This is a genomic window from Pseudomonas sp. Snoq117.2, assembly GCF_900110545.1.
Taxonomy (GTDB): domain Bacteria; phylum Pseudomonadota; class Gammaproteobacteria; order Pseudomonadales; family Pseudomonadaceae; genus Chryseomonas; species Chryseomonas benzopyrenica.
Genome location: NZ_FOED01000026.1, coordinates 1 through 17,419 on the forward strand (window position 1 = coordinate 1; position 17,419 = coordinate 17,419).

Below are 17,419 nucleotides of genomic sequence, written 5' to 3' on the forward strand. Positions count from 1 at the left end.
ACGGCGCTATGGACGAAGGCTCCCGCCGCTTCTGGCACTTCAGCGCAGACATTCTCCACCTGTGGGCCTCTAGTGGTTGGTTCGGCGCGCTGGTGGCTTTTGCCCTATTGCTGCGGCCCAGCAAATTGAAAACGCGGGCGTCAGTCCAGATCCTGTCGCGCACGCTTACCGGCTTTGAGCGAGCCGGTGCGGTGATCGTGGTGCTGATCGTCTTCACGGGTGTGATGAACTATTTGCTCATCGTCGGACCCCAAATCACGGGCCTGGCACAAAGCACCTATGGCCTGCTGCTGCTGGGCAAACTGGGCCTTTTCGGCGTGATGATCGGGCTGGCTTCGGCCAACCGCTTTCTCTTGAGCCCGGCATTGGAGCAAGCAGTCCACCAAGGCGATTACACGCGTGCGGCACGGTCTATTCGCTACAGCATGGCCTTAGAACTGGGTTCCGCCATTTTGGTGCTTGGGTTGATTGCTTGGCTTGGTACGCTATCTCCCGAGATGGAAGCGGGGATGTGAGTTTGCCTGGCCCCGTAGTGCCGTCCCGAAAAGATCGTGTAGCCGAGGATGGAGCATGAAGCTGCTGGTAGCTGAAGACGAACCCAAGACCGGAATCTATCTGCAGCAGGGCCTCCGAGAGGCTGGCTTCACGGTAGATCGAGTGGTCACCGGAACGGATGCCATCGATCAGATGCAGACTGAAGCCTATGACCTGCTGATTCTCGACGTGATGATGCCCGGCCTCGATGGTTGGGGGGTGGTCACACGCCTGCGTGCTGCCGGTCAGTCGGTACCGGTGCTGTTTCTGACGGCACGGGATGGCGTGGATGACCGAGTCAAAGGATTAGAGCTGGGCGCCGATGACTACCTGGTCAAGCCCTTTGCCTTTTCAGAACTGCTGGCACGTGTTCGAACGCTATTAAGGCGCGGGCATGGTAGCCCACCGATTCAAACGAACCTGCAGATCGGAGATCTGCAGGTTGACCTACTCAAGCGCCGCACTACGCGAGGCGGCAAGCGAATTGACCTTACGGCTAAGGAGTTTGCCTTGCTGGAGTTGCTGATGCGTCGGCGAGGCGAGGTTCTGTCAAAGTCTCTTATAGCATCACAAGTATGGGACATGAATTTCGATAGCGACACCAATGTCATCGAGGTGGCGATTCGGCGGTTGAGGGCCAAGATTGACGATGACTTCGAGGCGAAACTGCTCCACACCTGCCGAGGAATGGGCTACATGCTGGACGCACAGGACGAAGGATGAGGCCAGGTTCACTCACGCTACGCTTGAGCCTCTTATTCGTAGTAGCAGTTTCTGCCGTCCTTATGATCGTGGGCATTGCCTTCAACGAGTTAAGCCGTCACCACTTCCGCGCGCTTGATGCGCAGGCGCTGGAAGAAAAGCTTGAAGCGATCACCCAGATTGCTCAAGAGCCCGGCGCGAATTCGGACCAGCTCAAGATTCGCTGGCATACGCTGCTGGGAGCACATTCCGAGCTCAGCGCGGTGTTTCTCCAGGCTGACGGAAGCCTCTTTTTTGCGGAGCCTCCCAGATCATCGGTGCCGTCCCTTGCTCAGGCGACCGAGCACGATGGCGTTTGGGAGTGGGAAAGCGACGGACACATGTTCAGGGCCTTGAAGGCGCCGGTCTCGTCGTCGGAGACCACTGCTCCGCTGACCGTGTGGCTGGTCCTCGACGTAACTACACATATGCACTTCTTCGCCATGCTGGAGCGCTGGTTCTGGGGCGTTCTGCTAGCCAGTACCGTACTGAGCGCCGCACTCGGTTGGCTGGTTGCCAAGAATGGGCTGCGTCCGGTGGCAAAGGTGACCCAGACAGCTGCCTCGATGTCTGCAGGCTCCTTGAAAGAACGCATTCCTCTGGAGCCCGTGCCCGATGAATTGCGCGAGCTCATCACTGCCTTCAATTCCATGCTTGGTCGCCTGGACGATTCGTTCATGCGGCTATCGAATTTCTCTGCCGACATCGCACACGAGCTACGAACCCCGATCAGCAACCTGCGGACTCATACCGAGGTGATCCTGGCCAAAAAGCGGGACGCGGACGTGTACGAGGAGAACCTGACCTCCAACCTGGAAGAACTCAATCGTCTTTCGGGAATCATCGACGGCATGTTGTTCCTAGCCAAGTCCGATAACGGGCTGATCGTGCCCGAGCCGGTCGAGCTGGACCTGGGTAGGGTCATCGGCAAGCTGTTCGGGTACTACGAGCTTCTGGCCGAGGATAAGGGTATCCAGCTCAAGGCATCGGGAAGCGCCTTGGTCTTCGCGGATGGCGTGATGGTCGACCGTGTCGTGTCGAACCTGCTGTCGAATGCCCTTCGCTATACACCGTCCGGGGCGACGATTGAGGTCAACATCGAGGATCACGGCAGCAGCGTTGAGCTTCGCGTCGAAAACCCCGGCCCCAAAATTCCACCGGAGCACCAGGCGAGGATCTTCGACCGGTTCTATCGGGTGGATCCAGCACGTCGCGAAGGTGACGGCAATGCGGGGCTCGGGTTGGCCATCGCCCGGTCGCTGATGACGGCGCATGGTGGCACGATCAACTGTACATCCCAAAGAGGCCGAACGGCCTTCACCCTGACGTTCTTGCGACCTGTTGGCATGCAAACCTGAGCGGATGGCTACCGGTGAGCGGGCCATACCTACGGGCGCTTTCAAAACTACCATCGGGAATGGCTTACAGAATTGTAATGTTCCAGGCAAAACCAATTGCGGCAGGCGCCGGTCGCATATTTTGGGTCCTCTGGACCGAGGTCGGCAGCCGCTCACGCGAGTGGAGTTGCCTACTCACTTCGGGGCCACTCAGGTTCGTCACTCTTTCCCAATCTGGAGATTTACCATGACAAACTCTATGTTCGAATCTTGTATCCAGGCCTGCTCCAACTGCGCTATCGTCTGTGAAACCTGCGCCTCCGCCTGCCTGCGCGAAGACGACGTGAAGATGATGGCGCGCTGCATCGAGCTCGACCGAGACTGCGCCGACATTTGCTACATGGCTGCCACGCTAATGGCTCGCGAGAGCGAGTACGCCAAGCAGTTCTGTGCCCTGTGCGCCACGATCTGCCGTGCCTGTGGCGAAGAGTGCGCCAAGCACGAGGCGCAGCATTGTCAGGCGTGTGCCGAGGCCTGCATGCGCTGTGCCGAGGAATGCGAGCGAATGGCCGCCTGATATCGGTCAGTCAGAGGTGGGGCGGCTCGGCTGCCCTCACCATCTATGCCTCCGTCACACTTAATTGCATCAGTCACTTCACTGACCTGTAACGGCTTCAGGGCATTGGGCGTCCCGGTCCGGCCATGTACGCCTGCACTCAGCTGCCCAAACCTGGCGGAAACCACCGTGAACAGCACGAAGCCTCTGGTAGAAGTCAGTACCGAGCTGCGATTGTCATCGCTGCTTTCGTGAAGCTAGAAGACGACGGCTACTATCAGCAGTCCTGCAGCTAGGTACCAACTATTGATGTCACTCCGATAAGAGTTAGGCTCGGACGTAAGGTCATAATGACATTTTTACTTAGCTGTCAGAGCGACATCTCTACTTAGCCTTGACAGGACGCGCAGCCGGGCAGGGCGGCCGTGCGTGCCTACAACCGGTCATGGCGCAAGATCAGATCCAGAATCCGTGCACGCGGTTAGAAACGATGTGCAGCCAGCAAGGATGACGAAAAATGCCTTACTGGTTAGAAAACTTTTACAACTGACGGGATTATTTAAATCCTACACTGTTATCAGCCATTTTAAAAAAATCATCACGCGCACTTTTCTCGAATGGCTTCATTTCGGCGATATCCTTCTTCATGCTCGCCATGCAGGCATTCATTGTGTTTTGCAATGCATAAATAGTTTGTGCCCGGTGCCTGGCCATTTGGTATTTGTAGCTATATTCGTTCGGCTGATAAATTTTTAGAAAGTATGCGGAATCCGAGTATAAAATCGAAGCGACCGCGGAGTTGACAGAAAAATCAGTGAACAGCTGGTCTGTAGCACCCTTGGCTTTTTCGATTTCTTCATTTAATACAGACGCCATTGCTGAGCAACGTGCATAAAACTCCGCTTTTTCTGGGCTATGAGGACGCTTGGGTGATAGACCAACAACGATAGGCTCAGAAATGATAGTGGTACCCGCTACCTTGCCCTCCTGACCCTTTAGCAGACTGCGGGCCATGCTTACCTTTTCCGCTCCAAGCTTGCTTTCGGCTGCGTCTATCAGAAGCTTGATTTTTGGAAGGTCGTCTGACTTGAGCTTAGTGCTCATCAGTAGCTCTTGAGCGAGCTGAATCTGCGAATCGGCGTTGCCATCGTCAGACTCGAATCGGAGTGTATCGATATAAACATCGTAGCGAGAGGTGGGAGCTTCGCCTTCTTCCTGAGCTTTCCACTCGACGGACGTCCTTGGGAAGTCAGCGTGAGCCCAATTGCAAGCGAGCACGCTCGATACCAGAATAAATTTCCATGCCCTACCGTTCATATCCACCTTCCATACTGAGTTCTGGCATGATTATCGGCGGTAGATAGAAAAGCTTTAGGCACAAAAAACGTCGAAGCGGGGCTTGTACGGGGAAGCTATCGAGCTTCCTCGGGCTCCATACATCCTAGGCGTCGTCATGCTATTCAAGAGGGCCGCAAGGAAAAAAGTTCTCGCAGTCGGACTCAACATACTGCGTCCGGCCGCCGAACTGAAGGGTAAGTACGCTGGCGTCATCTGATCCATCGGCTATTGCATCTTGCGCAGCATGGGTTTTGTACCAGTGGCCATCTGTACATACGATTAGCCGATCCGGGTGAGCATAGGTAACGCTGCAGCTTTCTGGGACGTGCGCACGATGCACCTTTAAGCATCGCGTCAGCACATGCCGTGCATCGACCGGCGCTGAAATCCCCAGCAGTTCCGCCTGGCGACTGAGCGTGTGCGGAACCGTTATCCACGTAACCGACTCATCGGTCTTCAGGATGCCTAGCTGGCAGTCGCCTGCATAAAGTACCTCCATTTGGAGGACGCGTAGGTCAACGAACACGCAACAATAAGCCGCTTTCTCAATCGAAAACTTAGATCTCAGCCGGTCTTGCTCAGCGTTGATAAGCGCGCGGAGTGAGTCTCTATCAACCGGCGAAGAAGACTCTTGTGTAGCGATGACGATAGACCTTGCCCAGTGCTGCGCAAATGCGGCCCCATCGCCATCTTCGGCCGCGTCAACTACTACCGCCACTACGCCATATTCTGTATACCCTACCGCAGCAGCATCGTTATTGCTGCTGCGCCCTACGCCTTGGCGGCTCTGCCACGTAACGTGCATCAGCCGACTTCCCCGATCAAGGCTCGCATACGCTCGTACAGCAATCTTTCACGCTCGGGATCGTTTCTGGTTTGGTCGCTGATGGCCTCTGGAAATTGGGGGCAGTCGCTGAATAAAAGGCCGATCTCGGCAGCAATGTAAGTTCGAACATCGTCACCTGCCTCTTGGATCTCATCCAAAAGCTCTTCGCGGCCCTCAATAAGATTAAAGATGTCTTCTAGGTCTCGGTTGGCGACCGGCTTTCCATTTCCCCTGCCCTTCCATGCTTCGAGTTTAGTCGCGATGAAGTACACCGGGTTGACCAGTTTGATTGAAGTGTGCTCGTCCAATCGGTATCGACTTGAGCTCTTGATCGCATCTTGGTACCAGCGATTCGTAAATCCCAGTGAGTCGTCGGCCGGCATAAAATCAACGCGGAGGTCGCCAAGCATCATCGTGCAAATTGGAACGTTTTGCTTCGCAAGGTGGGGCGTCCTAAACCCAGACGCTCGCAGGCGGTTCTGTAGCTCTAAATATTTAATCGCTCCCATTACCGGTACGATCAAGTCGACGTCATCCGTAGCCCGCACTTGATCGCGAATGAACTCGTCTGTGAGCAGTAGACCGGTTGTACACCCTCCTACGAACGTCATGTCTTCGCACAAATCAGGCCCTAGAGCGTGCGCCACCTTGCATATCATCTCTTTCAAAATCGGAAAGACGTTCATGTCATCTCCAGGCGTTCGCGCAGAAGCTCAATAGCCAAATTTCGCTCCCGTGGTTGGCCAACACGAATGGAATCCACTAGTGCCAACAACGCGTACATCTCTGGATCCTTTCGAGCTGCTAGCACTGCGGTCTTGAAGAGTGGTTCAACTTTCATTCCCATCGTTTTCCCTCGGGCATATGGCCACACCGGGATATGTTCACCGCTGCTGATCAGTGAGCGCGAAAGGACGGGAGCGGCGAATCCGGTCGCAATGCCTCTGGTCAGTTCGCCGTACCGAGCTGGAAAGACGAACCGCAGTCCATAGACGAGAAACTCTAATAGAGCCTGGGTGTTGACCCGGGGAAGCTGAGAGCGCACATCCACTCTAGCTAGGCCGATCTCTACGCAATGCTTCAGAGCCAGGGCGATCTGTGATTTGCTGATCCCGGTCTGTTCCTCCAACGCGCGTGCGGTGTAGTAGGAGGCGCCTGGTGATATATCGTCGAGATCGAAATCCGGTTGATACGAGAAGGCGGCATCTTCCTCGTTATCGTGCCAGTCGCGCCAATCGTGTGGCCACGTCGCTACAACCTTGTCTCTCGCCTCGTGTTTTTGCAGACATACGAGTCTGAGCATCACGCCTACGTCTTGACCTTTCATTTTTTGCTCGCTCTACATGTCCCACGTCCTAGGACACGGGACAATAAGAACAGCAAATTATCTGTTGCGCAAGCGCGCGAGGTCGGCGAGGTTGGGAATAATTGGCCTGCAGCGCGCTTTTAGATACTTAGAGCGGGCGTGAAAAGCTGGCTCGCACGCGTGCCGCAGAAGACCAGTTCTAGGCTACACGCTGGGCGACACCGGTAACGGCCGGTCTGGGTTAGGCGAGGGTCGGTCCCCCGCTTCCACCATCTTCTGCTACCAGCGGCTCGCCAACGCCGTTGTACAGCGCCGCGTCAGCCTCGCGCGCACGTTGCATGCGGATGACCTCGGCCCCGGTGCAACTGTAACGCCGCCAGTACCGCCGTGCTTCGCATCAATCTACCAGCAGGAGCGGAAAGCCGGTCCGCTGAGCGGCCGCAAGTAGGCTATCCAAGAAGGTATTCCAATCGAAGCAGCGGCGGTCGACCCAGCCCTTACCTAAGTGGCGCGCAGGCGATCTGAGGGATATTGACGAAGGAACTCGCTCGCTGCTTCGGCTGGCGCCTGCAGCCATTCCTTGATCGAGCCATTCGGCAGTATCGCCAACATCCGCTTCTCATCTTCAGGCCGATGGTAGTTCTTCATGAAGGGGTGATCGTCAGCGTTGACGGTCAGCATGGTGAAGCTGAAGCGCCCCTTGCCATCTGGATCGCTCCATTCCTCCCACAGCCCAGCGATCGCCATCAGGCCGCCGTCGGCACGCTCGATCCGCGTGGGCACAGCCTTCCCGCTGCGCCAGTCGGGCTCATAGATCGCTGCTGCAGGGATGATGCAGTGCTGGACCCTCTTCCAGGCGGTGCGAAAGGAGTTCTTTGTGGCAGCCGTTTCGGAGCGGCAGTTGTAGGTGCTGCGCCCGAGCTTTCTGTCCTTTGCCCAACCAGGCAGCAAGCCGAACTGGCCTACCGATATGTCGTACTCCGGTGCGCCGTCCTCCTGCGACTCGGCTGGGTTCAGCCGAACGAAGGGTCCCATGTAGAGGGGCCAGAGCTCGCCTTGGTATTGCTCGTCGACGGAAGCGCCGAATGCGCTTTTCAACCGCGCCGGCGTCGGCGCCTCATAGTGACTGCACATGCCGTGTCGCCTCCGGGAAATCTAACCTGGTGCCGCCGGCTTGTTGGCCGCGCCACCTTGTTTGACCCGTTGGCTACGCTGCGTTCCAGATGGTTTGCTGCCGCCTTATCGGTCAAGGAGCCGCAAGCAGCCCCGCCTCCCAGCCGCAGGCTCAGCGCCAGGGCCAGGGCCAGGGCCAGGTGAGCGGGTCCACCCGGCATTGGAATCGAGCATTATCATCAGCAGATACTTGAGTACCACCGATAGCATCGAGGCCCTCTGAAGCGGGTCAATAGCTAAGCTGCTCCCCAATTCCCCGGGCAAGATGCCGTCCTACTTCACCAGATCCAAGATCTCAGGTCCTGAAATTGGAATGCCAGCAGGGACGCTCACGAAATCACTGATTCGGCCCATGAATGCAGCGGCGTCGTCTGTGTTCGAGAGGGGGCGGCCGAAGAGCAATACGTTCGCCGGGTATCCATTCTGATCCCAGTCGATCGAGAGGCGCTCCAGCTGATACAGCACACCGTTGCGTAGCCGCTGAACAATCCCGTCTTTCTCGTACCCAGCCTGGCCAAGCGCGTGCTCGCAAATAAAGCGCCTGATCGCAGAGCTCTTGAACAACGCGTCAATCTGCGCCTCAGGTGAAGCGTTGCGCACCTGCTCCCAGACTTCCGGCTCCGCCATCATGAGCACGCTCATCAGCTCAGTGCGCAGCCGCGCGATGTAGCTTTTCAGCCGGTGGGACATTGGGACCTCAGATCTGTTGTCGCTGGTATACGGTGATCGCTAGCAGACCGGACTGGTCCAGCGCGGGCCTCGTCACGAGCTGCCAGCCCGCCATGCTGCCAAGGTACCGCACGCCGTTTTGGTTACCTGCGTGGCGATGCTGCTTATGCCGAAGTACCTCGGCAGGAAGCGTCACTTCGCGATTCAGGTCACGGACCACCCGCGCCAGCCGCGGGAAGACGTTCTCCGGCTTGCACTCACCCTTCGTCTCGTCCAGGTACTCGACCAGGGTGTGATGGGTCAGATAGATCTTGCCGAAGACCGGGTTCTCTACCGATGGTTGCGGGGGGGGCGTTCCGTCCCACTGCACGCAGAAGGCCTGATGCTCCTCGCGGGTCCAGGGCTTGTTCTTCTCGACGCTGATACCGCTCAGGCCGAAGAACTGGGTGCGCAGCGCGTTCGACGTCTCATATAGCTCGCCTTTGGAGCTATCCGACAGCAGCAGGCGCTTCACCGCGCCGCGCGACACCACGAGCTTCAGATTTCCGCAGGTACGCTTGTGCCCCGCGAGCTCGAATTGCACCAGGGCGCACCACAGGCCGTAGAGCTCGATGAAGTCGAGCACGTTGTCGCCCAGGTCTCGGCTCAGGTGGATCTCGATCCGGCGGAAGAAGCGGTCGTCGCCATTGAACAGGACGCTGTAGACGCCTGGCACGTCCGTGGCCGCGGTGCTCACTTTGCAAACTTTATAGGTCATCGTTTGGATCTCGGCAGGTAACTGGAACCCAGTCTCCATGCCTTTCGAAAATTGCAAACGCCGATTCTAGCGCGGTTGTGGGTCGAACCTCCCCGCGGGTCATACGATCACTCAAAAGTCGTCGTAGGTAACCTTCCAGAACAGGTCGACGCTACCGTCATCGCGGTGGGCAATGATGACGCCCTCCATCTCGCTGATCGCCTCGAGCAGCTGGTCCCAGTCCTGATCTCTCGCATCACGTCGTTCAACGTGGACGTGCTTTTCTCGGACGCCAGGGGCGCTCATGACTTGCCTATGAACCCTAGCGGCAAGCTGGTCATAGGGCGTCAACGCCGGCGGTGGGGTGCGGGCCATCTCCACAGGTCCCATGGGGATGTTTTTTTATACAGTATTAAACCGGCCGCTCCGCTGGCAACCCGTATTGCCCTGGCGAGACGAAAGGCACCCGGGCTGATCGCCAGGCGAAAAAAAAGGGTCAGCGTGCGCTGACCCTTTCAGGGTGTTCGGTCTGCCCGAACAAGGTGTTGATGATGAGCTGAGCCTCGGCGGCGTAGGGTCCGAGGAAGGTCAGCGTAGCGCCCTCCTCTGCGGCCCTTACGTGCAGCAGGATCCGGTACCGGCTGTAATGCTCCCGGTACCGCTCCCTGACCAGCGCGCGGTACTCCCCTGGGCCGCCGGCAAACGTCGCCGGCGGCGCAAAGGGATCGATACCGTGGCTGCCTGGCGCCGTGGGCACGATCCGCGGATCGAAGAGGTAATTGCTCACGCAACTGCCCTCCTTGCCCACTGCGGGAAGCCCATCCGCCCCAGCTGCAACAGCACATCATTCCAGTCGACGCCCTTGGCGCCTTCCGGAATGGGGAGCGGCGGCGCGAAGACCTGCAGCTGGATGTTCCGCTCCCAAAGCCGCTTGCGCAGCACCTTGGCAGCTTCCTCTCCACGACCGGACCGGTCCTTGTCGATCCAGACGCGAACGAGCTTGGTCGACGGCCCAGGCTCAAACGCTTCCAGCAAGGTGGCGCTCACCGCCGGGTAAACCCGGACCGCAAGATCCATCCCTGTTTCGATCGCAAACGCGGTCTCCAGGCCTTCGCACAGGTCGACGACCTGGGCATCCCATTGCCCGGTGCAGATGGCGCCACCGGTGACCTGACGATCACTGGGATAGGCGCACATCTTCTTCGGGTTCTCGACCGGTGCCTTCTCGCCGCGGGCGGTGAGAAAGTGCCGGTGCAGGGTGATTGGCATCTTCGCCTTCGAGACCTTGGCGACGATCGCCGGGTACTCGCCTTCAAAGCGCCCATCTTCATTGTGGCTGGCCAGGCCCCGGTGAAACCGCACCGTACCTTCGAGGCCGCTGCGATCCCAGATCAGGATCTTGCGGCTGGCCAGGTACAGCCGCGCGGGCTCGGCATCAGGATGAGTCAGCGGGATGGTCTCCGCCCACATCTTGTTCAGCCGGTTGCGCAGCATCGTGTCCTCCTCCGCCTGCTTCGCCGCCGCGGCCTCGCGCCGGGCTTGAAGCTGAGGGAGGCTCTGGCGATTGACACGCTCCTGCACGTTCTCGTCATCGGTAGAGCGGATATCTAGGCGGTCACCCACCAGCGATACCGCATCAGCGAAGTCGATACCTTTGAGCCACTGCAGCAGCGCGAACCCGTCCGGGAACGCACCGCAGGTGTTGCAGATCCCGCCGCCGGACTCGTGAAAGTCCTTGCGGAAGAAGCGGAAGCCATCCCCCTTGCGCCCGGTCTTGCCGTGCACAGGACAGGCGACATGGCGCCCCACCTTGCTGAATGCGCGTGCATCGATCTCAGGACACAGATCCTCCAGGATGGAATCCCAGCCCCGCACCTTTGCCGCGTCACGCACCACACTCGCTTTCAAATTTCTCATCATGGACCTCCAGGTAAAGCCCAGCACCGGGGCTTCCCTAAACCCCCGAGACGGGAGCTTGGGGAAGCCCCGGCGCTGGGGAGTGGTCCAGAGAGACTTCGCCCCCAGAGGGGGATAAGCCCCCCTGGGGTTGGTTGGATCAGGCTGCCTGCCGCAGGCGCGGTAGGGACAGCGAGTTGAGATACTGACGGGCAGTATCGATAGCTTCGTGAATGACCTCGCGGCCGGCACTGCAAACGCGCTGACCCTCCGGAAGCTCAACGCCGTAGACGTGCTTGCCGGCGAGAAGGATGTCGCCACCCTCCTCTTCACCAGTGACCAGGTAGACCTTGGCCTCCAGCGCGCAGAAGCGCAGCTTTTCCTCCATGACCGCCGAGATTCGCTCATCGAGCTCGTCGTCGGTGGTCTGCCATTCGAACGGGTTGTAGGTCTCGTCCTCGAAGGCGTTGAGCTCTACACGAAAGCGATCCAGGCGAAAGACTCGCAGCTGGACGCTTTCGCGCAGGTAGCGCTCAGTGAGGCTGTAGCCCATGCGCGCAAGCATCGCCCCCGTAGACACGACGTCCTCTTCCAAGGCCGTCATGAAGCGGTGGAATGCGACCTTATGCGTAGGGCCGCCATATACCTCCGCGGCGGTACCTACAATGCTGCGAGCCGACTCGCTCAGGGACGTGGATCGCTCATGTACATAGCGATCCCGCCCCGGTGACAGCCTGAGCTCCTCATCCTGATCAGCGTTTTCCTTGAGCTCGCTCCAGATCGCCGGAAGGATCTCCGGTACCAGGCGCGGGCCAAGCTTTTCGATATCGAGCGTACCGGTGAAGCTTGCGCCGTCGCCCTGGCAATAGCCGAGGGAGAAGCGCACGTCGTCGGACGGGTAGCCAAGCTTTTCGAGCTGGCGGGCCATCATGGTGGTAAGCGCGGTAGTGATAGACATTCCTGGATCTCCGGTAAGCGCGGAGTCCGGCCCCGGCGGGGACGAAGCCCGCGCGGGTTAGGGGTGGCCGATCAGAACGAAAGGCCGGTGCTGAAGAGCTCAGCTGCTGCATCACGAGGGCGCACCATGGCGCCATCGAGAATCCACTGTGGGCTGCCTGAGGGGCACTCCGCAGTAGACTCAAGGCAAGCCCGCCGCATGGGCGGGGACTCGCTTGAGCGATCGCTTCAGAGAAGCAGATCGAGAACGACAATCACCAGATTGATGATCTCGGCCATGGTGCACCTCCTGGTTGGGAGGGACCCTGCCCCCATCGGGAGCAGAAGTCCCGTGGGGAAAGGCCTTGCGGCCCGCTGATACGTCTATCGGTGAAGGCTCAGCCCCCCGGAAGAGAGGCTTGCCAGGATTACGCTCAAGCCTTGCGAGCTTGCGCCTTTACCGCGTTGATCGCGCCCCGCAGGGGTGCGAAGTAGATCGCCGGCGCCTGCTTGGCAGCGCTGACGAACTCAGCAGCGAAGGTTTTGAAGAAACGCACCAGGTGATGTCGGAACATGGTCGGCTCCTCGCCAGTACATGTCCTGAGCATACGCCCGGGCTGGTGCCATCACAACGGCCTTGTGCCACTGTTTTGGTGGCAGTTTTGCAGCTGTCGCCACTGCAAAGTGACACCGGTTATAGCCCCGCGTAACGGAGCGAAGTAGATCCGCGGTGCCTCGCGGGCCGCCGTGATGAACTCCGCTACCGCTCTTCTTACCTTCGAGCCTTCAGTGATCATCTTTGATCTCCTTGAATGCCTTCCAGGACGTGAAGCCCAGGTAGGACAGGAACAGCAAAGCATCGACCACCAGGATGGTGTGCTCGAGGAAGAACAGCACCGTGAGCGTGAACTCAGCGACGTTGTACTCCCGCAGCTTGTGCACCAGGTATCCCAGCAGCACCGCCGGCATGGCGACGATGAGGAAGATGCCGGTACCGACCAGGCTATGGCCGGCAAAGTGCATCAATGGGTGGTACCAGGGAACGCGGACAGCAGGGTCTTTCTTGCTATGGTCTCCCATAACAGGCCTCCATCGAAAATGCAGAGACCCCTGCCCCACGGGGACAGAGATCCCCGCGGTGGGTTGAAGTGCTGAAGGAAGATGCTCAGCTACATCGTCTTCACCGATCGCATGATCGAGTGAAAGATTCTTACAGCGCGGCCTGGCTTCAGGCCGCTGCTACGAACATCTCAGCCGCCAACTGGTCGAGCAGGTTGCCCTGGTGCTCGATCCAGTTGAGCAGCGCCTCCGCGAGAACCGGAGAGAACCCCTGGGGTTTGGCACCACTCACCAACTCGATGACGAGGGCAGAGGGGAGAATGTCCAAAGCGTAGGGGCCAAACTCAATGCGCATGGGCGAGACCTCACACGGTACGCCCTCAAGCTCGTCGAGCTGGTCTTCCAGGACTTCCATGACTTGCGCCATCGCTCCCCTCAACATCTGCAATCGCATGCTTTGAGGCTGTTCAATGCTGGAAGCGAAGCGAAGCAACTCCTCCAGCATCTCTGACGGCTCCGGAATACCGGCCGCAGCATTCGACACGAAGTGCCAGCAGTGCACGAATGCACCGCGCTCGCTACGCGACACAACGGTTCTGTCGTCGAACTCGATGTCGTCGTCCGGCATTGCCTGCGCAGCGCTCACGAACGCGCTTTCCTCAGGCGTCATACCGAAAGCGTTGATGCATTCACCGAAGGTCAGCCCTCGTTCGATGCCAGCCTGCAGCAGCTGTTTGGCCCCGAGCGCACGCAGCGACTGCACGAGCTTCAGGGCATCCGCTTCTGCACAGGGACGTACCGCGTTTTTGTGATTCATGGTCTAGCTCCTTGGTAGAGCCAGGCCGTGTCCCTACCGGGACTAGGCCCGGCTGGGTGGGGTTATGAGTAGATGATGCGTTCGATGGACACGAGCGGTATCAGGGTCTGCTTGAGCAGCTCCATTGGGGTGTCGACGATCAGCACGTGATCGCCAAGGGCCTCAGGGAACAGACACAGCAACGTGCGCCCATCCGTGAGGCGGGCGCGAAAGCTCGTGTGGACATCCACCTCTCCTTCGGCAAAGTTGATTCTGGCCCAGGGATACACCTGGCAGAGCCGTTCACGCTCAATGTCGGAAAACGTCGAGACGAAGCCTGAGTAGAGATAGTTCGCAAGGTGGGGAGCGGTGACTTCCATGGTCTCTCCGGTAGAGAGCGAGACCAGTCCCTGCGGGAGAGCTCCCGCCAGGGTTTATCGATGTGCTGATAGAGGATCAGCTGCCTTTCGACGCGGCCACCATTGGCCACGCTGAAACCGCTTTGCAAAGGCCTGCTTTGCGAAACGGTTTCCGATCCGCCGATCCAGAGCCACAACGGCCCTGGATCGACATCGGCGTTCCCAGCAAGAGGAACGGGTGCAGCGGCGCAGGCAAGCCTGGACCGCCGCCGATGTAGAAGGAAAGCTCTATTTCTCTGCCTGGTTCGCCTTCCGGATCAGATCGTCCGTAGTGCTCGACAGCAGTCTCCACAAAGCCACGGCGGGCGCCCAGTAGCCGTACATGGTCTCTCTTGCGCCGCGCTTGAAGCCACGAATGAACTCACTCATAGCTGTTTCCTCTGGTGATGTCCTATTAAAGGGCTGCCAAGCAACCCATCAACCGATCTTAGTCTAGGTTCTTGCACGCTTTGATAGTGGATTTTATCACCCACCACAGAAAAAACGCACAGTCACCATAGAGAACCGCTTTTTCGAGCACTGTAAGGATAGGGACGAGCGGTCTTCCGTATTCCAATGTGCCGACCTGGTGGGTAAACCAAGCGAGCAGCAGAGCGGCCGAAGCCAGGATTAGAAAGAACAACACCCCTACGAGCACGTGAGCGACGAATGCGCCCAATAGACCTATTTTTTTCAACATTGTTATCTCCGGTTATGACGGGATAACAACGCCCTGACGGGGTTGTTAAACCCCGTCGGTTTAGTAAGTGCTGGTGGTACCAGCTTTTCAAAACAGACCACCATGGGTCTGCCTGAAACCGCTTGAGCAAGCTGCTCTTGCCGAAGCGGTCTCTGCCCCCCTCAGCCAGGCTGAAGGGGGGCGAGATCGTCATGCCGCGAGTCGATAGGTGCCAGGTGCGACGCGCTCGAAATAGCGCTCGTCCTGGACGACCTGCCGAATCTTGGCCTCCCAATGGTTGTTCGCCCGGGTAGCCGCGTAGGCCTCGAGCTGCGTGTTGATTTCCTTGAGATGCAGCGTCTTGCCGCCCTGCATCAACCGACGCACCGCGGCTCGCCAGGTGATGCCCTGCATGGCCTGAGCGCGCTGCTGGACCTTGGCCAGGAAGTGCAGTGAACCGCGCTCCTTGCGAAAGACCAGCAGCTTCTCGTGCGCGATGCGTACGACGTTGCCGCCATAGGTTCGCCGGTCCGAGACGCAGTTGTGCTGCGCCTTGATCAGCTCGTCGATCAGCTTGCCGGGCGCGACCCGCTCCACCAGCGAAGAGAGATTGAAGTACTCCCCCTGCCGGCGCAGGTTGCCCATCAAGATGCCGTAGGTACCGCCGCGCTCCATGGCGTCGTGGATGTTCATCAAGGCCAGCTCCAGCGCCTCAACAAACTCCCCCATCGCCATGCGGCTCATGTCCCACCGATTGGGTTCACCCCAGACGTTCCCGCTGTACTGGATCATGTCCAGGTACGCCGGGTGCCAGAAGCACGAATGTGCCTCCTCGCCCAGGAACGTCTGCAGATCATCCAGCAGCAGGTTGAAGCCCTGGTGCAGGTCGGTACCTTTGAAACGCAGCCCCATCTCCTGAGCCACCTCGACCGAGGTGCCCCCGCCAATGCTGGGATCGAACGCCAGGCCGTCCTTGCGCCGGTGGTAGGTCGCAAAGAAGCCCTGGATGACGTGGCCACTGCAGTTGCCGCGGTAGCGGCTATTGCCCCAGGGTCCACGGTCCGGGAAAGACAGGATCGAGTTCGGAAATTTCATGATGTGCTCCAGTTGAAGGAGGCACACCCCCTATCGGGGGCAATGCCCCGATAGGGTTGAGTTGTAGATCAGTTGCTAGCCGCTACATGCGCAAGCGCCTGTAACTGCCGCTTTATATCGCTAGGACCGCAAACAGCCCTGGCCACGAAAAACTCCTGGCGCTCGAGCATCACACAGCTCTGCGGATCCGACTCGGCGTCCCAATTGTCGTCGCCGACCTTCAGGTGATAGAGGTTCACCCGTCCGTCACTGTAGAGCAGCAGGTCACCGCTATCTGTCTGATGCACCAACACATTTACCTGGTCCTCGTCGCCTTCCAAGGTGACCGTGAGAGACCACGGCTGCTGTGTATCAACGCCACCACTCAGGATAAAGGGATCCAAGCTGTGCGCCTCAGGAATGCGTTGAAGGCCATCGACGATGCCGATATCGAAACGCTGCGCCGCCAACGCTCCCATGCCGTCCGTTAGGAACCGCCTGGCAGCATCTTGCATGTCGTAACCGACAGCTTGATCAACCAGTTTGAAACCGCGGGAAACGAGCGAACACGTGTAGGTGAGTTTCATGACTATCTCCGGTAGTAGGAGGTGGTCATGTCCCGAGGGGGACATGACCACCCAGGGGGTTAGGAAACGGAGACGCTGCGACGGGCAACCGCCGAAGCATCGAAGCAGAGGTCGTCGACGGCCTGAGTCGTGAGGCTCCAGGCCGAAACGAGGCACCGAGGCTTGCCGAACTGGTCGCGCGCTGCGGTGCGCCACAGCGGCAAGGCCATCACGTACCGGCTGCCATCGAAGAAACCGATGATGGCGCCGGCCGCCGTTGCCCGCGGCGCAATGTGGCGAAATAGCCGCTTGCCGAAGGGTGACACGACGAAGCGACTCGCCGCGTCGACCGTGCTCAGACCAGCTACCTGGGCGGTCACCCGGTAATCAGCCATTTCAAACGTGCAGTGGTAGAGGTTCATGCCGATCGCTCCAGAGTGAAGCGAGGCTATGACTGTAGTGGTCTACTGATTCCGGACACCCATTTAGGGCGAGAATGCTCGCCATAGAGAGGTGTCTGATGACCAAGCAACGTCGTTCCTTTACGCCCGAGTTCAAACGAGAGGCCGCCTGCCTGGTGCTCGATCAGGGCTACAGCCATATCGAAGCAGCTCGTTCACTGGGAGTGGTTGAGTCGGCCCTGCGCCGTTGGGTAAAACAGCTTCAAGAGGAGCGCGTGGGCGTTACCCCGAAGAGCAAAGCACTGACGCCCGAACAGCAGAAAATCCAGGAGCTGGAAGCCAGGATCGACCGACTGGAACGGGAGAAAGCGATCCTAAAAAAGGCTACCGCTCTCTTG

The 17,419-nt window shown here is 58.8% G+C and carries 24 protein-coding genes; 5 read left to right on the forward strand and 19 right to left on the reverse strand.

The features are described 5' to 3' along the window. The 4 genes from BMZ43_RS25020 to BMZ43_RS25035 all read left to right on the forward strand — a co-directional run. Positions 1-515 (forward strand): CopD family protein (locus BMZ43_RS25020; protein ID WP_177344865.1); only part of this gene is annotated, 515 nt, incomplete at its 5' end. Positions 516-570: 55 nt separating this feature from the next. Next, positions 571-1,257, forward strand: a complete 687-nt coding sequence (locus BMZ43_RS25025) for a heavy metal response regulator transcription factor (RefSeq protein WP_007163124.1) — start codon at positions 571-573, stop codon at positions 1,255-1,257. Beyond that, positions 1,254-2,633, forward strand: coding sequence for a heavy metal sensor histidine kinase (locus BMZ43_RS25030; RefSeq protein WP_093257609.1), 1,380 nt, complete (start codon positions 1,254-1,256; stop codon positions 2,631-2,633). Before BMZ43_RS25025 ends, BMZ43_RS25030 begins: the two co-directional genes overlap by 4 nt. Positions 2,634-2,859: 226 nt before the next feature. Continuing rightward, positions 2,860-3,189 carry a four-helix bundle copper-binding protein gene (locus BMZ43_RS25035; protein ID WP_007162846.1) on the forward strand — a complete coding sequence of 110 codons (330 nt, stop codon included), beginning with the start codon at positions 2,860-2,862 and terminating at the stop codon, positions 3,187-3,189. Between the two features lie 534 nt (positions 3,190-3,723). On the opposite strand, the gene BMZ43_RS25040 is transcribed toward BMZ43_RS25035, so the two are convergent. From BMZ43_RS25040 to BMZ43_RS25120, 19 genes are all read right to left on the reverse strand, one after another. Further along, the gene (locus BMZ43_RS25040) at positions 3,724-4,272 is read right to left on the reverse strand and encodes a hypothetical protein (RefSeq protein ID WP_169854969.1); all 549 of its coding nucleotides are present in this window, start codon (positions 4,270-4,272) and stop codon (positions 3,724-3,726) included. 352 nt (positions 4,273-4,624) lie between these two features. Beyond that, entirely contained in the window at positions 4,625-5,311 is a 687-nt protein-coding gene (locus BMZ43_RS26340) for a PP2C family serine/threonine-protein phosphatase (protein WP_143075334.1), read from the reverse strand. Continuing rightward, positions 5,311-6,018, reverse strand: coding sequence for a hypothetical protein (locus tag BMZ43_RS25045; RefSeq protein ID WP_093257612.1), 708 nt, complete (start codon positions 6,016-6,018; stop codon positions 5,311-5,313). The genes BMZ43_RS26340 and BMZ43_RS25045 overlap by 1 nt, the downstream gene beginning before the upstream one ends. Next, entirely contained in the window at positions 6,015-6,659 is a 645-nt protein-coding gene (locus tag BMZ43_RS25050; protein WP_093257615.1) for a hypothetical protein, read from the reverse strand. The genes BMZ43_RS25045 and BMZ43_RS25050 overlap by 4 nt, the downstream gene beginning before the upstream one ends. A gap of 480 nt (positions 6,660-7,139) precedes the next feature. Next, a complete protein-coding gene (locus BMZ43_RS25055) occupies positions 7,140-7,772 on the reverse strand; it encodes an SOS response-associated peptidase (RefSeq protein WP_093257619.1) in 633 nt (210 codons plus the stop codon). Positions 7,773-8,084: 312 nt separating this feature from the next. Next, positions 8,085-8,501, reverse strand: a complete 417-nt coding sequence (locus tag BMZ43_RS25060) for a hypothetical protein (protein WP_093257622.1) — start codon at positions 8,499-8,501, stop codon at positions 8,085-8,087. A 7-nt stretch (positions 8,502-8,508) separates the two neighbouring features. Next, the gene (locus tag BMZ43_RS25065) at positions 8,509-9,237 is read right to left on the reverse strand and encodes a hypothetical protein (RefSeq protein WP_256563467.1); all 729 of its coding nucleotides are present in this window, start codon (positions 9,235-9,237) and stop codon (positions 8,509-8,511) included. Between the two features lie 111 nt (positions 9,238-9,348). Further along, positions 9,349-9,591 (reverse strand): DUF1654 domain-containing protein, encoded by a 243-nt coding sequence (locus BMZ43_RS25070; RefSeq protein ID WP_256563469.1) that lies wholly within the window; start codon positions 9,589-9,591, stop codon positions 9,349-9,351. A 121-nt stretch (positions 9,592-9,712) separates the two neighbouring features. Continuing rightward, complete coding sequence (locus BMZ43_RS25075; RefSeq protein ID WP_093257631.1) at positions 9,713-10,003, reverse strand: hypothetical protein; 291 nt, start codon at positions 10,001-10,003, stop codon at positions 9,713-9,715. Next, positions 10,000-11,136 (reverse strand): DUF7146 domain-containing protein, encoded by a 1,137-nt coding sequence (locus BMZ43_RS25080; protein ID WP_177344866.1) that lies wholly within the window; start codon positions 11,134-11,136, stop codon positions 10,000-10,002. The genes BMZ43_RS25075 and BMZ43_RS25080 overlap by 4 nt, the downstream gene beginning before the upstream one ends. Positions 11,137-11,272: 136 nt before the next feature. Further along, positions 11,273-12,070 carry a hypothetical protein gene (locus BMZ43_RS25085; RefSeq protein WP_093257637.1) on the reverse strand — a complete coding sequence of 266 codons (798 nt, stop codon included), beginning with the start codon at positions 12,068-12,070 and terminating at the stop codon, positions 11,273-11,275. 412 nt (positions 12,071-12,482) lie between these two features. After that, positions 12,483-12,623, reverse strand: a complete 141-nt coding sequence (locus BMZ43_RS26650; RefSeq protein ID WP_156522273.1) for a hypothetical protein — start codon at positions 12,621-12,623, stop codon at positions 12,483-12,485. A gap of 211 nt (positions 12,624-12,834) precedes the next feature. Next, the gene (locus BMZ43_RS25090; RefSeq protein ID WP_064307005.1) at positions 12,835-13,128 is read right to left on the reverse strand and encodes a hypothetical protein; all 294 of its coding nucleotides are present in this window, start codon (positions 13,126-13,128) and stop codon (positions 12,835-12,837) included. A gap of 148 nt (positions 13,129-13,276) precedes the next feature. Continuing rightward, positions 13,277-13,924 carry a hypothetical protein gene (locus tag BMZ43_RS25095; protein WP_093257640.1) on the reverse strand — a complete coding sequence of 216 codons (648 nt, stop codon included), beginning with the start codon at positions 13,922-13,924 and terminating at the stop codon, positions 13,277-13,279. Positions 13,925-13,986: 62 nt separating this feature from the next. After that, the gene (locus tag BMZ43_RS25100; RefSeq protein WP_093257643.1) at positions 13,987-14,283 is read right to left on the reverse strand and encodes a hypothetical protein; all 297 of its coding nucleotides are present in this window, start codon (positions 14,281-14,283) and stop codon (positions 13,987-13,989) included. 267 nt (positions 14,284-14,550) lie between these two features. Next, a complete protein-coding gene (locus BMZ43_RS26655) occupies positions 14,551-14,691 on the reverse strand; it encodes a hypothetical protein (protein WP_156522274.1) in 141 nt (46 codons plus the stop codon). Positions 14,692-15,190: 499 nt separating this feature from the next. Next, entirely contained in the window at positions 15,191-16,075 is an 885-nt protein-coding gene (locus BMZ43_RS25110; RefSeq protein WP_093257649.1) for a DNA adenine modification methylase, read from the reverse strand. A gap of 68 nt (positions 16,076-16,143) precedes the next feature. Further along, positions 16,144-16,641, reverse strand: coding sequence for a hypothetical protein (locus BMZ43_RS25115; RefSeq protein ID WP_093257651.1), 498 nt, complete (start codon positions 16,639-16,641; stop codon positions 16,144-16,146). A gap of 59 nt (positions 16,642-16,700) precedes the next feature. Further along, the gene (locus tag BMZ43_RS25120) at positions 16,701-17,042 is read right to left on the reverse strand and encodes a hypothetical protein (protein ID WP_093257653.1); all 342 of its coding nucleotides are present in this window, start codon (positions 17,040-17,042) and stop codon (positions 16,701-16,703) included. A gap of 98 nt (positions 17,043-17,140) precedes the next feature. Between BMZ43_RS25120 and BMZ43_RS25125 the strand changes: the two genes are divergently transcribed. Next, positions 17,141-17,419 (forward strand): transposase (locus tag BMZ43_RS25125; RefSeq protein WP_143008598.1); only part of this gene is annotated, 279 nt, incomplete at its 3' end.